General features: G+C 72.0%; 14 protein-coding genes. 8 read left to right on the top strand and 6 right to left on the bottom strand.

Features of this window, described 5'->3' with window-relative positions:
• The 6 genes from VF825_RS16565 to VF825_RS16540 form a co-directional block, all read left to right on the top strand.
• Positions 1-886, top strand: an 886-nt coding sequence (locus VF825_RS16565) for a sucrase ferredoxin (RefSeq protein ID WP_331115358.1), incomplete at its 5' end; no start/stop codon positions are given.
• 407 nt (positions 887-1,293) lie between these two features.
• Entirely contained in the window at positions 1,294-2,580 is a 1,287-nt protein-coding gene (locus VF825_RS16560) for an ABC transporter substrate-binding protein (protein ID WP_414695888.1), read from the top strand.
• A 118-nt stretch (positions 2,581-2,698) separates the two neighbouring features.
• Positions 2,699-3,775, top strand: coding sequence for a sugar ABC transporter permease (locus tag VF825_RS16555; RefSeq protein WP_331115354.1), 1,077 nt, complete (start codon positions 2,699-2,701; stop codon positions 3,773-3,775).
• A 4-nt stretch (positions 3,776-3,779) separates the two neighbouring features.
• Positions 3,780-4,685, top strand: coding sequence for a carbohydrate ABC transporter permease (locus tag VF825_RS16550; protein ID WP_331115351.1), 906 nt, complete (start codon positions 3,780-3,782; stop codon positions 4,683-4,685).
• A gap of 16 nt (positions 4,686-4,701) precedes the next feature.
• Positions 4,702-4,929, top strand: coding sequence for a hypothetical protein (locus VF825_RS16545; protein ID WP_331115349.1), 228 nt, complete (start codon positions 4,702-4,704; stop codon positions 4,927-4,929).
• Positions 4,930-4,941: 12 nt separating this feature from the next.
• Entirely contained in the window at positions 4,942-5,991 is a 1,050-nt protein-coding gene (locus tag VF825_RS16540) for a LacI family DNA-binding transcriptional regulator (RefSeq protein ID WP_331115347.1), read from the top strand.
• A gap of 17 nt (positions 5,992-6,008) precedes the next feature.
• Here the strand turns inward: VF825_RS16540 and VF825_RS16535 are convergent, their stop codons facing one another.
• Positions 6,009-6,740: a dienelactone hydrolase family protein gene (locus VF825_RS16535; RefSeq protein WP_331115345.1), complete on the bottom strand. Its 732-nt coding sequence runs from the start codon at positions 6,738-6,740 to the stop codon at positions 6,009-6,011.
• Positions 6,741-6,862: 122 nt separating this feature from the next.
• On the bottom strand, positions 6,863-9,010 hold the full coding sequence (locus VF825_RS16530; RefSeq protein ID WP_331115343.1) for a DNA topoisomerase IV subunit B: 2,148 nt from the start codon (positions 9,008-9,010) through the stop codon (positions 6,863-6,865).
• Between the two features lie 344 nt (positions 9,011-9,354).
• Between VF825_RS16530 and VF825_RS16525 the strand changes: the two genes are divergently transcribed.
• Positions 9,355-9,579, top strand: coding sequence for a DUF7455 domain-containing protein (locus VF825_RS16525; RefSeq protein ID WP_331115341.1), 225 nt, complete (start codon positions 9,355-9,357; stop codon positions 9,577-9,579).
• A gap of 24 nt (positions 9,580-9,603) precedes the next feature.
• Positions 9,604-10,086 (top strand): DUF456 domain-containing protein, encoded by a 483-nt coding sequence (locus tag VF825_RS16520; protein WP_331115339.1) that lies wholly within the window; start codon positions 9,604-9,606, stop codon positions 10,084-10,086.
• Between the two features lie 83 nt (positions 10,087-10,169).
• Here the strand turns inward: VF825_RS16520 and VF825_RS16515 are convergent, their stop codons facing one another.
• The 4 genes from VF825_RS16515 to VF825_RS16500 all read right to left on the bottom strand — a co-directional run.
• The gene (locus VF825_RS16515) at positions 10,170-10,574 is read right to left on the bottom strand and encodes a DUF3040 domain-containing protein (RefSeq protein ID WP_331115337.1); all 405 of its coding nucleotides are present in this window, start codon (positions 10,572-10,574) and stop codon (positions 10,170-10,172) included.
• A gap of 166 nt (positions 10,575-10,740) precedes the next feature.
• A complete protein-coding gene (gene dinB, locus VF825_RS16510) occupies positions 10,741-12,039 on the bottom strand; it encodes a DNA polymerase IV (protein WP_331115335.1) in 1,299 nt (432 codons plus the stop codon).
• Between the two features lie 210 nt (positions 12,040-12,249).
• Complete coding sequence (locus tag VF825_RS16505) at positions 12,250-13,026, bottom strand: methyltransferase (protein WP_331115333.1); 777 nt, start codon at positions 13,024-13,026, stop codon at positions 12,250-12,252.
• 66 nt (positions 13,027-13,092) lie between these two features.
• Positions 13,093-14,316, bottom strand: a 1,224-nt coding sequence (locus VF825_RS16500; protein ID WP_331115331.1) for an OB-fold nucleic acid binding domain-containing protein, incomplete at its 5' end; no start/stop codon positions are given.

Here is a 14,316-nt window from a genome sequence, read left to right as displayed (position 1 = left end):
CACTGCCGCGCAGGCGCGGTTCTGGGTGGCGCTGGAGCAGCCCGGGCCCTGGGGCCGTGAGGCGGCGACCCAGTCCCACCTCGACCCCGACGTGGGGGCCGGCCTCGATCGGCTCTGCGCCGAGCACGGCGGGCGGCTGCTGCTCATCCGCCGTCCGGGCGCGCACGCCGACCGGCGTGGCAGCCAGGGGCAACGTGTCTACGTCGCCGGTGGCCTCACGGACCGGCCGTGGCTGCTGGAGGCGGACCTCGACCTGCCCTCCCAGCTCGGCCGGCTGCCCTGGCCGGCCCTGGCGGCCGGGGACATCGACGTCGTCCTCGACGCGGTGCCCGAGCTGGAGGAGGCACACGACCCGGTGCTGCTGGTGTGCACCAACTCCCGCCGGGACGTGTGCTGCGCGGTCAGGGGTCGTCCGGTCGCGCTCGCTGCTGCGCAGGCCCACCCCGGGCGCGTGTGGGAGTGCTCCCACACCGGCGGGCACCGTTTCGCCCCCACCGGCGTGCTGCTGCCCTGGGGCCAGATGCTCGCCCGGCTCGACGGCGACCTGGCCGTCGAGGTGCTCGACGCGGCGGAGCGGGGCGAGCTGCCCGCCGCCGTGCTCGGGTCCTGGCACGACCGCGGCCGCAGCGTCCTCGAACCCCCGGCCCAGGCGGTGGAGGCGGCCCTGCGCGAGCAGCTCGGCGAGCCGGACCTCATCGCGTTGTCGACCACCGCCGAGCCCGACCCCGAGGACTCCACCGCGTGGCGGTGCACGGTGAGCCACCGGGACGGTCGCTGCTGGTCGGTGCGGGTCGAGCGGCTCATGGGCGACTACCTGCCGGAGTCGTGCGGCAAGGCCCCCGTGGCCACCTGGTCCTGGCGGGTGGGCCCGGCCTCGGTGGTCTGACTCCCCCGATTCCCCGGCACGCGTCGCACGATTCTCCGGAGACCGGTCACGCCCGCCGCAGCATCGAGCGAGTGAGCCCTCCATCGAGTCCAGCCCTCCCGGCATCCGGTGCCAGACCCGGAAACCCTTCAACCTGAACCGTTCCAGCGAGAGACACCCGCGTGGCTCGCGACACGAGCGACGCCGGGCCCGGCCAGGGACAGCGACCGCGGTGGGGGCCGGCCGGCATACGCCTCGTCCGTTATCGCGTCGTGGGCGCGCGTGAGGCTTCGGTTACCTGATCGTTATCGGTGCAGACCCCACCTGCGGTTGCGAGGTCGTGTGCAAGCGTTTTTACTCAGGTGTCTGATATCCCTCAGTGTCGAGGTGCTCAGCCCCCGACACGCCATTGATTCGGAGGCGGGCGGATGGCCCACGACACAAGAAGGCGCCGCGCACGCGTGGCGTTCGCAGCGGCCGCCACAGTCGCCCTGGTGACTGCGGGGTGCAGCAGCGGCAGTTCTTCCTCGAGCAGCTCGGCGCAGGCAGGCGCGAGCTCTCGCGGGCCGATCACCTTCGTCACCGGCAAGGACAACAGCGGTGTCTGGGCGCCCACGATCTCGAAGTGGAACGCGGCCCACCCCAACGAGAAGGTCACGCTCAAGGAGCAGACCGACCAGGCCGACCAGCAGCACGACGACATCGTGCAGCACATGCAGGCCAAGGACCCCAGCTACGACATCGTCACCGTCGACGTCGTCTGGACCGCCGAGTTCGCGGCCAAGGGCTGGCTGGTCCCGCTCAAGGGCCAGTTCGCCATGGACACGAGCAAGCTGCTCAAGCCGACCGTGGTCGCGGCGACCTACAACAACACGCTCTACGCGGCGCCGTTCGCCAGTGACGGCGGACTGCTGTACTACCGCAAGGACCTCGTGCCGACGCCTCCCAAGACGCTGGACGAGATGTGGGGCATGTGCGGCATCGCCAAGAAGAACAACATGGGCTGCTACGCCGGCCAGTTCTCCAAGTACGAGGGCCTGACCGTCAACGCGGCCGAGGCGATCAACACCGCGGGCGGCAAGATCGTCGACGACCAGGGCAAGCCCACCGTCGACTCCCCCGAGGCGCGCAAGGGCCTGCAGATGCTCGCCGACCACTACAAGAACGGTGACATCCCCAAGGAGGCCATCACCTTCCAGGAGGAGCAGGGCCGCCAGGCGTTCGAGGCCGGCAAGCTGCTGTTCCTGCGCAACTGGCCCTACGTCTACAACCTGGCCAAGACCGACGGCTCCTCCGTCGTCAAGACCAAGTTCGGCGTCGCGCCGCTGCCCGGCATGAGCGGACCGGGCGCCTCCAGCCTCGGTGGCCACAGCGAGGGCATCAGCGTCTACTCCAAGCACAAGGCGACGGCGTTCGACTTCCTCAAGTTCATCGAGGACGACGCGCAGCAGAAGTTCTTCATGGAGCAGGGCTCGCTGGCCCCGGTCGTGGCGTCGATCTACGACGACCCGGCGCTGGTCGCGAAGTACCCCTACCTGCCCACGCTGAAGACCTCCATCTCCAACGCCGTCCCGCGCCCGGTGACGCCGTTCTACCCGGCGGTCACCACGGCCATCCAGGACAACGCCTACCCCGCGATCAAGGGTGACAAGTCCGTGGACCAGGCCATCAAGGACATGCAGGCGGCCATCAAGTCGGCCACCAGCGGCGGCTGATCGACATCGCCCTGGGGTGGGGTCGGGTCTCTGGACCCGGCCCCGCCCCAGGCACCACACTCCTGGGCAGGTACCGCGAACGGTGCCTGGGTGCCACGTCTGGGCAAGGAGGCCCCGCATGAGCACGACTGTTGAGACGGCGACCCGCTCCAGCACACCGCCGAGCAAGCGAAAGCGCGGGGGGCTGAACGCCGGGCAAGGCCGCCGGGGAGTCTTCCTGGTCCTCCCGACGATCGTCGTGCTGACGGTCGTGATCGTCTACCCGCTGATCAGCGCGGTGATCCTGTCCTTCCAGAAGGACTCGGGTCTGGACAAGGCCACCGGCCTGTTCGTCGAGGGCGGCCCCGCCGGCCTGTCGAACTACACCCACTGGCTGCTGGCCGACTGTGGCACCGGCAAGGGCAGCTGCCCCCCGGGCAGCATCGGCTCGCTGTTCTGGCCGGCCCTGTTCGTCACGCTCTTCTTCACCGTGGTCTCGGTGTCGATCGAGGTCATTCTCGGCCTGTGGTTCGCCACGATCATGAACCGCGAGTTCCGCGGCCGTGGCCTGGTCCGCGCCGCCATCCTTGTCCCGTGGGCGATCCCCACCGCCGTGACCGCCAAGCTGTGGCTGTTCATCTTCGCCTACGACGGGATCGCCAACCACCTGCTCGGCTTCGTCGGGGTATCCCCCCTGCTGTGGACCGGTGACGCCTGGCCGGCCCGCTTCGCGGTCGTCATCGCCGACGTCTGGAAGACCACCCCGTTCATGGCCCTGCTGATCCTGGCCGGCCTGCAGCTGATCGGCTCCGACGTCTACGAGGCGGCCCAGATCGACGGCGCCTCCCGCTGGCAGACCTTCACCCGGATCACGTTGCCGATGATCAAGGTCCCGCTCATGGTGGCCGTGCTCTTCCGCACCCTCGACGTCCTGCGCATCTTCGACCTCCCCTACATCCTCACCGGAGGTGGCGGCGGCGACGGCCACGCGACGACGACGTTGTCGATCCTGGTGATCAAGCAGATCCGCGAGGGCTTCCACAGTGCGTCCGCCCTGTCGACCATCGTCTTCCTGATCATCGCGTTCGTCGCGTTCCTGTTCATCCGGTTCGGCGGCGCGGACGTGGTCCAGCGCCCGCCCAAGCCCAGCAAGGGCGCCAAGGAAGAGCCGCCGCAGCTCGCCAGCGTGGGCGAGTCGATCGTCGAAGGGAACTGACGCCATGACTGCCACCACGGGCACCGCGCCCGGCACCACCACCTCCGGCGTCGCCCACGAGCACCACATCAAGAGCGAGCGGTGGAAGAACACCCGGGCCTACGCCGGCCTGGCGCTCATCGTCATCTGGGGCCTGGCGCCCTTCTACTGGATGATCGTCACGGCGTTCCGCGACGTGGGCTACACCTTCGACACCACGCCCTGGCCGACCCACGTCACGCTGGACAACTTCAAGACGGCGTTCTCGACGGACCGCGGCAACCACTTCGCGCAGGCGCTGGGCAACAGCGTCATCATCGGCGTGGTGACCACCGCGCTGGCGATGCTGGTCGGCGTGTTCGCCGCCTACGCCCTGTCACGGCTGCACTTCCGCGGCAAGTACCTCGTCCTCGGGTTCATCCTGGGTGCCTCGATGTTCCCCGGCGTGGCGCTCGTCTCGCCGCTGTTCCAGCTGTTCTCCTCGCTCGGCTGGCTGACCGGCGCGAACTACCAGGCCCTGATCATCCCCGACATCTCCTTCGCCCTGCCGCTCACGGTCTACACCCTGACGGCGTTCTTCTCGGAGATGCCGTGGGAGCTCGAGGAGTCGGCCCGCATGGACGGCTGCACCCAGGGGCAGGCCTTCCGCAAGATCATGCTGCCGCTCGCAGCGCCGGGTCTGTTCACCACGGCGATCCTGGCCTTCATCAGCGCGTGGAACGAGTTCCTGCTCGCCTCACAGTTCGCCACGTCGACGACCCAGCCGGTCACCGTCGCCATCGCGAACTTCTCCGGGGCCCAGCCGCACCAGGAGCCGTACACCACCGTCATGGCGGCGGGCACCATCGTCACGGTCCCCCTCATCATCATGGTGCTGTTCTTCCAGCGCGCGATCGTCTCCGGCCTGACCGCCGGAGGCGTCAAGGGCTAGGGCTGAGGCCGCCGGCATGGGGATCTTCAACCCCGGGGGTGGCACGGGCAGCCACCCCCGGGCCAGGGCCGAGCGGCTCGAGCTGCTCATGGGCTTCCTCGGCTTCTTCACGGTCATGGCCTTCATCCAGACCCTGGTGCTGGAGCTGCGCGGCAAGAACGCGGTCGGCGCGGCTCTCCTCCTCGCCGGCCTCGTCGCGGCGCTCTACCTGGCCTGGCGGGCGCGGCGCAAAGTCAAGCTCTAGGCAGGGGGCGCCATGAGCACCATCCACGACGTCGCCAGGGCCGCCGGGGTGTCCGTCTCCACGGTGTCGCGCGCGCTGCGCGGCCTGGACCGGGTGAGCCCGCAGACCCGGGACCGGGTCGCCAAGGCGGCCCTCGACCTGCGTTACATCGCCTCGCCGACCGCGTCGTCCCTGGCCTCGGGACGCACCCGGGTCGTCGCGGTCGTGGTGCCGTTCCTCACCCGGTGGTTCTTCGCCACCCTGATCAGCGGCATCGAGAAGGCCCTGCGCCGCCAAGGCCACCACGTGCTGCTCGTGGACCTCGAGGGCGACTCCTTCGACAGCAGGCTGCGCCTGAGCCAGGACATGCTCTGGAAGCGGGTCGACGGCGTCATCGTGCTCAGCACCCCGCTGGACGAGCAGGAGCAGGCCCTCATCGACGGCCTGGGCCTGCCCGTGATCACCATCGGCAACCGCATCCGGGACTGGCCCTGCGTGCGCATCGACGACCGGGCTGCGATGGGCGTCGCGGTCCGCCACGTCCTCGACCTCGGTCACACCCGGATCGCCTACGTCGGGGCGGTGGAGCAGGGCACCTCCGCCCTGCAGACCCCCCGCGAGCGCGCGGAGACCTTCCTGACCACCCTCGCCGAGCGCGGGCTGCGGTGCCCGCCCACGTGGGTGGTGGGCTCGGACTGGACGGCGGCGGGCGCGGCCCGCGACGTCGCCGGCCTGCTGCGCGCCCGCTCCCGGCCCACGGCCGTGGTCGCCGCTTCGGACGAGATGGCCTTCGGGGTCATGGCGGCCGCACGGCGGGCCGGGTTGTCGGTGCCCGGGGACCTGTCCGTCGTCGGTATCGACGACCACGTGCTCTCCGAGGTCCTCGACCTGACGACGGTGCGCCAGGACGTGCCGCACCAGGGGCAGCGCGCCGCCGAGCTGCTGCTCGGCCAGCTGCTCGACGGCTCGGTCTCCCGCCCTGGTGTGGAGGTGGTCCCGGTCCAGCTCGTGGTGCGCGGGTCCACCGCCGCGCCGGTCCGGGCTGCCCGCCGGGGCGGCACCTCACGCGTCGCCAGCGCCTGAGGACCGCCCCTCGGCAGTCAGCGGTGGGCGTCGATGAAGCCCAGGATCTGCGTCCACGCGTCAGCGCAGGCGTCAGCCCACTCCTCGAAGGAACGGTCGAAGAACGAGTGGGGCGCCCCCTCGTAGACCTTCGTGGTGTGCTCCTTGCCGGCCCGGGTCAGCGCGTCGTCGAAGGCCATCGACTCCTCCAGCGGGATGCCCTTGTCCGCACCGGCGACGAGCAGGAGCAGCGGGGAGTCGATGGCGTGCAGCACCTCCATGGCCGTGGACGGCCGCCCGTAGAAGCCGATCGAGCCGGCCGGGTGCAGCGCCGTGCCCGCCAGCCGCCAGGAGTGGCCGCCGAACAGGCAGAAGCCCAGGGTGAAGATCGGGTCCGAGCTGCGCTCCCGGAGCCGTGCAGCGGCAGCCGAGGCGTCCGCCAGGACCTGCTCGGGGTGCAGGGCCTTGGCGTGCGGGAGGTATTCGAAGTCGTCGTCGCGGGGGCTCAGCCCGGCGCTGCGGGCGTAGGGGTCGATGGCGACGGTGTCCAGGCCGGCCTCGGCGCAGCGCAGCGCGAGGTCGGTGTAGTACGGGTGCAGCCCGCGGATGTCCGGCAGCAGCACGAGGCTGGCGCCGCGGCGGGTCACCGGCTGGGCGTCGAACGCCGCGAAGCGGGTGCCGTCGGCCGAGGTGAGCTCGACCGGGCCGTGCTCGCCGATCTCGCTGGACTTCGGGGGTGCCGGGGGACGCTGGTCACTGGAGAAGCACATGCGCCCAGTCTGCGGGCTCCATCCCGGCCCGGCCACCGCTGGTGAGGTATGCCGTGCCGGCGCCGGAGCGGCATACCTCACCGGTCGTTGGCGGCCGGAGGTGTCCGGCCGCCCACGCCAGGTCAGACGTCGATGCGCTCGCGGTCCAGTGCCGTGGCCGAGTCGATGATGAAGTCCTTGCGCGGCGCGACGTCGTTGCCCATGAGCAGGTCGAAGACCCGCTCGGCCATCTCGGCGTCCTTGAGCGTCACCCGGCGCAGGGTGCGGTGGCGCGGGTCCATCGTGGTCTCGGCCAGCTGGTCGGCGTCCATCTCGCCGAGGCCCTTGTAGCGCTGCATCGGCTGCTTGATCTTGCGGCCCTTCTTCTCCAGGGCCGTGACCGTCCGGCGCATCTCACCCTCGTTGTAGGTGTAGATGAGCTCGTTCTTCTTGCCGCCGGGGTTGACGACCTCGATGCGGTGCAGCGGCGGCACGGCCGCGTAGACCCGGCCCGCCTCGACGAGCGGTCGCATGTAGCGGAAGAACAGCGTCAGCAGCAGGGTGCGGATGTGGGCGCCGTCGACGTCGGCGTCGGTCATGATGATGACCTTGCCGTAGCGGGCCGCGTCGAGGTCGAACGAGCGTCCCGACCCGGCACCGATGACCTGGATGATCGCGGCACACTCGGCGTTCTTGAGCATGTCCGCGACCGAGGCCTTCTGGACGTTGAGGATCTTGCCCCGGATCGGCAGCAGCGCCTGGTGGTCGGAGGACCGGGCCAGCTTGGCCGTGCCCAGCGCGCTGTCACCCTCGACGATGAACAGCTCGGAGCGGTCCACGTCGGAGGTGCGGCAGTCGGCCAGCTTGGCCGGCAGCGAGGAGGTCTCCAGCGCGTTCTTGCGCCGCTGGGTCTCCTTGTGCAGCCGCGCGCTGATGCGCGACTTCATCTCGGCGACGACCTTCTCGAGCAGCAGCGCCGCCTGGGCCTTCTCGCCGCGCTTGGTCGAGGTGAGCAGGGCCGTCAGCTCCTTCTCGACGACCTTGGTCACGATCGCCCGCACCGCCGAGGTGCCGAGGACCTCCTTGGTCTGGCCCTCGAACTGCGGCTCGGCCAGGCGCACCGTCACCACGGCGGTCAGCCCGGCGAGGATGTCGTCCTTCTCGGGCTTGTCCTGACCGACCTTGAGCCGACGGGCGTTGACCTCGAGCTGCTTGCGGAAGACCTTCATCAGGGCCTGCTCGAAGCCGGCCATGTGGGTGCCGCCCTTGGGCGTGCTGATGATGTTGACGAAGGAGACGACCTTGGTGTCGTAGCCGGTGCCCCAGCGCAGCGCGATGTCGACACCGCACTCACGCTCGACCTCGGTCGGGGTCATGTGCCCCTTGTCGTCGAGGACGGGCACGGTCTCCTTGAAGTGGCCCGAGCCCTGCAGGCGCCACACGTCGGTCACCGCTGGGTCGGCGGCCAGGAAGTCGGTGAACTCGCTGATGCCGCCGTCGTGCTGGAACCGCTCCTCGTGGGGGCCGTGCTCCCCCGGCGTGCCGGGCAGGCGGCGCTCGTCGCGGATGACGATGGCCAGGCCGGGGATGAGGTAGGAGGTCTGGCGGGCCCGGCCGATCAGCTCGTCGTAGACGAAGGCGGCGTCCTTGAGGAAGATCTGTCGGTCGGCCCAGTAGCGGATGCGGCAGCCGGTGCGCCCGCGCGCCGCCTTGCCGACGATGCGCAGCTCGCTGTTGTCGACGAACGGCGTGAACTCGGCCGAGGCCGACTTGTCGCCGTTGCGGTCGGCGAACACGCCCGGCTCGCCCCTGTGGAAGCTCATCGCGTAGGTCTTGCCGCCCCGGTCCACCTCGACGTCGAGGCGCTCGGACAGGGCGTTGACCACTGAGGCACCCACGCCGTGGAGGCCACCGGAGGCGGTGTAGGAGCCCCCGCCGAACTTGCCGCCGGCGTGCAGCTTGGTGAAGACCACCTCGACACCCGTCAGGCCGGTGCGGGGCTCGACGTCGACGGGGATGCCACGGCCGTTGTCGCGGACCTCCACCGAGCCGTCGGCCAGGAGGATGACCTCGATCTGGTCGCCGAAACCGCCCAGCGCCTCGTCGACGGAGTTGTCGATGATCTCCCACAGACAGTGCATGAGACCGCGGGAGTCGGTCGACCCGATGTACATGCCGGGGCGCTTGCGCACCGCCTCCAGCCCCTCGAGGACCTGCAGGTGGCGGGCGGTGTAGTCGCTGGCGGCGCTCTTGACGGCGGTCTTGGTCACGGTCTTGGTGGCGGTGGCCACGGGGCGGGATTCCCTTCGATGGTGCGTGTCCCCCGGCCCCGGGCCGGGTTTCTGCTTGGCTGCAGGCTAGCCTCCTCCACCGACGCACCCACGTCAGGCACGCGGCACACCGGCTTGTTCCGGTCCTCGTGCGCTGACAGCGGAACCGGCCCATGAGATGACCCACACCGGCGCGCCCCTGCCCGGCGGGAACGAACTGACGTGCTTCACTGTTGGAACCGGCGCAGACGGGATGACCCGGAGGCAGGCCGGCAGCCGCGGGGCTCCGAACCACCAGTGGGTGCGGAGGACCAACGGACGCCGACACCGCACCGGGCGCCCACTACGACGTAAGGAAGGCAGACGTGACCACTGCACTGGCACCGACTCTGACCGCGGCCGACCGCTGCGACCGCTGTGGCGCCCAGGCCTACATTCGCGCCCGCCTCACCGCTGGCGGCGAGCTGCTCTTCTGCGCCCACCACGGGCGGGAGCACCTGGCCAAGCTGAAGGACATCTCCATCGAGATCCAGGACGAGAGCGACCGCCTCGTCGAGACCCCCTCGACCCCTGCGCCCGACGAGCGCTGACCCCGGCCGACAGACCCCCGGCCCATGGAGCCCGTGACCCTGCTCGCGGGCGCTTTGGTGCTGGTGGGGCTGGTCGGCATCGTCGTACCGCTCCTGCCCGGACTGCCCCTGGTCTGGGCAGGAGCGCTGTTGTGGGCGGTCTCGGTGCACACGACTGGCGCATGGCTGGTGCTCGGCCTGGTGACCGCCCTGGGTGTGCTCGGCCTCGTGCTCAAGTACGTCCTGCCGGGCCGGCACCTGCAGTCCAGCACCGTGGGCACGCCCACCATGCTCGCCGGCGTCGCCGTGGGCGTGGTGGGCTTCTTCGTGGTCCCCGTGGTCGGCGGAGTGCTCGGCTTCGTGCTGGGGATCTTCCTGGCCGAGCTGCTGCGGCTGCGCTCGGCGACGGCGGCGTGGCCGTCCACGGTCACCGCGCTCAAGGCGGTCGGGCTGGGCATGCTGGTCGAGCTCGCGGCCGGGTTCGCGATGGCGGGGACCTGGGTGGTCGGCCTGCTCACGGTCGGGTGAGGACCCCGTCGGGGGACGACCCCACCGGGACGCGACGCACCGGCCTCGTTGGGCCGAGGGCCGTGGCGACCCCGTCGGCCGGGTCAGCTCCAGTCGTTGCGGCGCTTGTCCCAGCGCTGCTCGAGGCGCTGCATGAACGTCTGGCCGGAGCGGGCCTTGCGGGCCTTGGACGACGTCGCGGCCGGGCGGATGCTGCCGTCCGGGGCGACCGAGCCCAAGGTGGCCTTGGTCCGTGGCGGGGTGCTGGCGTAGACCGCCCCGCCGATCATCAGCGCGAAGCCGATCGCGCCGATCCACACCGCCTGCATGACCCCGAGCACGACCAGGCCGAGGCCGACGACCACCGCCGCGACCCCGAGGATGATGCGCCGACGTATGCGGGCGCGGGCGATGGAGCCCTGCATCTGCGAGGCGAACTTCGGGTCCTCGGCATACAGCGCTTGCTCCATCTGCTGCAGCAGATGCTGCTCGTGCTCTGAGAGCGGCACCTTCAACCTCCCGTGCGCTCGCTTCGATGAGGAAGACGCTTGGCGATCCGAAAACGTTTCCTCCGGGCGGGATCCGGACGGGCTTGTTCTTCTCGCTGTGGTTCAGGATATGTCCCCGCGCAGCGTTGTGGTACCCGGCCTTCAGTCCCGGGCTGAGGGACCTGTGTCACGGGCCGGGAGACGGTCGTCCCCGCACCGGCGCCCGGGGGCTGCGGCCGTCGGGGCGGGCACCTGTCGCCCCGGGCCGGGAGTCCCGGACCAGGCTGGCCGGACGGACCGCGCCCGCCCCGAACCGGGCACTGGCCCGGTCGACCGCCCGGTCGGCGTCGCGCCAGCCGTGCGCGGGCTCGTCGAGCCGCCCCTGCACCGGCGCGGTCTCGGCCTGGAGCAGCCCCTCGACCTTGACCCCGACCAGACGCAGCCGGGCCCGCTGCAGGCCGAGCGCGTCGAACAGGTCCCGCGCCGTCGCGTAGAGGTCGCGGCTGACGTCGGTGGGGTCGCGCAGGGTCCGTGACCGGGTGATCGTGGTGAAGTCGGCGAAGCGCACCTTGAGGGTCACCGTGCGCCCGACCAGGCCGGCGGCGCGCATCCTGGCCGCGGTGCGGTCGCTGAGCTTGAGCAGCTGGCGGTGGATGACCGCCGGGTCGTCGACGTCGTGGGCGAACGTCTCATCGGAGCTGATGCTGCGCTCGCGCCGTGCCGGCACGACCGGGCGGGGGTCGCGTCCCCACGCCAGGTCGTGCAGGTGTGCCCCCGTGGTCTCGCCCAGCCCGCGGCGCAGGGTCTGCACCGGGGTGTGCGCGATGTCGGCCACGGTGCGCAGCCCGAGCCGGTGCAGCGACTCCTCGGTGCGCTCACCCACCCCCCAGAGGGCACCCACCGGCAGCTGGTGCAGGAACGGCACGACCTCGGCTCGGGGGACGACGAGCAGCCCGTCGGGCTTGGCCAGCCCGGAGGCGAGCTTGGCGACGAACTTGGTGGGGGCGACGCCCACCGAGCAGGTGACGCCCTGCTCGTCGGCGATGGTGTCGCGGACCATCCGGGCGATCCGGGACGGCGACCCGAGCCGGCGACCCGCCCCGGAGACGTCGAGGAACGCCTCGTCCATCGACAGCGGCTCCACGATCGGGGTGACCGTGCCGAACACCGCCATCACCGCCTGAGACACCTGCGAGTAGCGGGTGTAGTCGGGCGCCACGACCGTGGCCTGCGGGCACAGCCGCCGGGCCCGGGCCATGGGCATGGCGGCGGCGACCCCGAACGCACGCGCCTCGTAGGTTGCCGAGAGCACCACCCCGCGGTTGCCGCCCCCGCCGATGATGACCGGGGTGCCGGCCAGCTCGGGACGGGCCAGCAGCGACACCGAGGCGTAGAAGGCGTCCATGTCGACGTGCAGGATCGAGCAGCCGGTGTCATCGGGCTCCCCATTGCTGCGGGCCGGCACGCTGAACTGCCGCCGGCTCATCGCCGGCTACCCGGCCCGGAGACGGGCACCGCAGCGCCCACCCCGGCACCTGCCCCGGTGCCCACTCCACCGGTATGCCGTGCCGGTCGCCTCCCGTGGGAGGTGCCCAGCCTCGCGGGCGGCCGACCCCAACCCGCGAGCAGGAGGTCTCGCCTCGCGGGCGGGCCGTCAGGCCGTCCTGGTGAGCGGTCAGGCCGTCCGGAGGGTCGGTCAGGCCTTGCGGGCGAGCACGTGCAGGGTCGCGCCGAGCTGGCCCAGGAAGCCGAAGTCGGGGTGCCGCGCAGCGGCCTGCTCGAGCTCGAGCAGGGCGGTGCGGTCGGCATCGGAGTCGGTGAAGGCGGCCGGGACCAGGTCGCTGAAGATGCGCACGCCGTGGGAGTCCTGGACCTCCATCCCGGCGCTGCGCAGCAGCTCCTCCACTCCCCCCGCGTCGAAGCGGCGCGGCAGCGGGTCGGTGGCCCCCCAGCGGCCGTCGGCGCTGGTGAGCGCGTGCCGGGCCTGGGTGAACTGGCCGGCGAGGGCCTTGGCCATGACCACGGCGAGGCGCTGGGCGACGAGCAGGCTGAGGTGGCCGCCGTCGGCCAGGACGGCGGCGACGGACTGCAGGCTGGTCTGCGGGTCGTCGACGAACTCCAGCACCCCGTGGCAGCAGACCAGGTCGGCCTCGCCGGCAGGGTGGACGTCGAGCAGGGTGCCGGCGTCCCCCTGGACCGCGACGACCCGGTCGGCGACCCCGGCGTCACCGGCGCGCCGGTTGAGGGCGGCCAGGGCGTCGGGGCTGGGGTCGACGACGGTGACGTGGTGGCCGAGCGCGGCGATCGGCACGGCCAGCCCGCCGGTGCCGCCGCCGAGGTCGACCACCCGCAGCGGCCGGCCGAGCTCGCTGGTGCGGTGCTCCACGAGCGAGCGCACCGACTCCCACACGGCAAAGGTGCGCACCGAGGTCTCGACCCCACCGCGGCGGGAACGTCGGAGGTCTTCGGGCACGGTGGCACTCCTTCGGTGGCAGCCGCCGGCCGCGGCGGCTGCGGTGGCACGGGGACGCGCCTCACCCTAGTGCCCCGAGCTTCCGGGGCTGGCGTGCCACAGCTTGCGGGGCGCAGCCCCCGGCGGGGTGTCGCCGTCGGGGACGATCCGGCTGTCGGAGAGCTTGCGGGCGTCGCGCACGTCGCCACCTGCCGGCCGGATGTCGGCGTAGGGCGACTGACGGAAGCCCGAGGCGTGCACCAGCACCCGGCGCCGCCGGCCGCCGCCCATGCCACCGGCCCGCTCCCCCTGCTCCGTGCCGTCCCCCGCGTCCGGCCCCCCGAACCCGCCGGGGTGGCCCACGCCGAACCCGCCGTCCGGGCCGCTGAACCCGCCGGCGGGTGTCCCGTCACCCAGCGGCCCGCCCGGCCCGGCACTGGGCCCGGAGGCCGGCGCCATGACCGGCCGACTGGACCGGGACGCCGCCGCCCCTGCCACGGCCGCCTCGCCGTAGGCGGCGGTGGCCCCGGCCAGGAAGTGGGCCCGCTCGTCCGCTTCGGCGAGCGCGACGTGCACCGCCTCGACCCCGCCGGCGGTCCACGCGTCCCACAGCGCCGACAGCTCCCACGCCCCGGTGGCCCGCAGGGAGACCCCCTTGGGGCCGGTGCGGCGCAGCTCTCCGCGCACCAGCAGCATCCAGGAGTGGAAGACTGTGGCGGCGTAGGGCCCCTGGACGTCCTCGAAGAAGGTCGCGTCGACCGGGCCGGTGGCGTCGTCGAGGGTGAGGAACACCACCCGGCGGCCGGAGCGGATCGGCGGGGTCTGGGTGGCGACCTTGACCCCGGCGACGAGCAGCTCGGCGCGGCTGCGACGGCCGAGCAGGTCACGGGAGCGGGTCACCCCGAGCGCGTCGAGCATCGGGGCGTAGAAGTCGACCACGTGGGCGCTGGCGTCCAGGCCGAGGATGTCGAGCTCGGCCCGCACCCGCTCCGGTCCGGTCATCTCGGGCAGGCCGGTCGAGGTGGTCAGCTCGGGGTCGTCACCGAGGTCGAGGGTCAGCTGGGTCGCCTGGGCCGCGGCGGGGACGGCGGCACCGGCCGCCCGGGACTGGGTGGCGGCCAGCGCCCGCACGTCGGGACCGGCACCCGTCCCCACCCCGGCGAGGACGGCCTGCCGGCTCTGCGCCCTCCCGGCGATCGCACCGTCGTCGCCGTCGAGGAGGGTGCCGGTGTCGGCGTCGAGGAGCGCGGCGACGGCGGCCAGGCCGCCACGGCGCCACGTGTCGTGGACCACGCCGAGCTCCCACGCGCC

The sequence above is a fragment of the Oryzihumus sp. genome, from assembly GCF_036391795.1.
Lineage (GTDB): Bacteria > Actinomycetota > Actinomycetes > Actinomycetales > Dermatophilaceae > Oryzihumus.
Note: the sequence above shows the minus strand (reverse complement) of the source record. Positions and strands in the feature narration are given on the sequence as shown.

What these genes read in the sequence shown, in the direction of transcription:
- VF825_RS16560 (WP_414695888.1), top strand. Translation starts at nt 1,294, where the DNA reads ATGGCCCACGACACAAGAAGGCGCCGCGCACGCGTGGCGTTCGCAGCG.
- VF825_RS16555 (WP_331115354.1), top strand. Translation starts at nt 2,699, where the DNA reads ATGAGCACGACTGTTGAGACGGCGACCCGCTCCAGCACACCGCCGAGC.
- VF825_RS16550 (WP_331115351.1), top strand. Translation starts at nt 3,780, where the DNA reads ATGACTGCCACCACGGGCACCGCGCCCGGCACCACCACCTCCGGCGTC.
- VF825_RS16545 (WP_331115349.1), top strand. Translation starts at nt 4,702, where the DNA reads ATGGGGATCTTCAACCCCGGGGGTGGCACGGGCAGCCACCCCCGGGCC.
- VF825_RS16540 (WP_331115347.1), top strand. Translation starts at nt 4,942, where the DNA reads ATGAGCACCATCCACGACGTCGCCAGGGCCGCCGGGGTGTCCGTCTCC.
- VF825_RS16535 (WP_331115345.1), bottom strand. Translation starts at nt 6,740, where the DNA reads ATGTGCTTCTCCAGTGACCAGCGTCCCCCGGCACCCCCGAAGTCCAGC.
- VF825_RS16520 (WP_331115339.1), top strand. Translation starts at nt 9,604, where the DNA reads ATGGAGCCCGTGACCCTGCTCGCGGGCGCTTTGGTGCTGGTGGGGCTG.
- dinB (WP_331115335.1), bottom strand. Translation starts at nt 12,039, where the DNA reads ATGAGCCGGCGGCAGTTCAGCGTGCCGGCCCGCAGCAATGGGGAGCCC.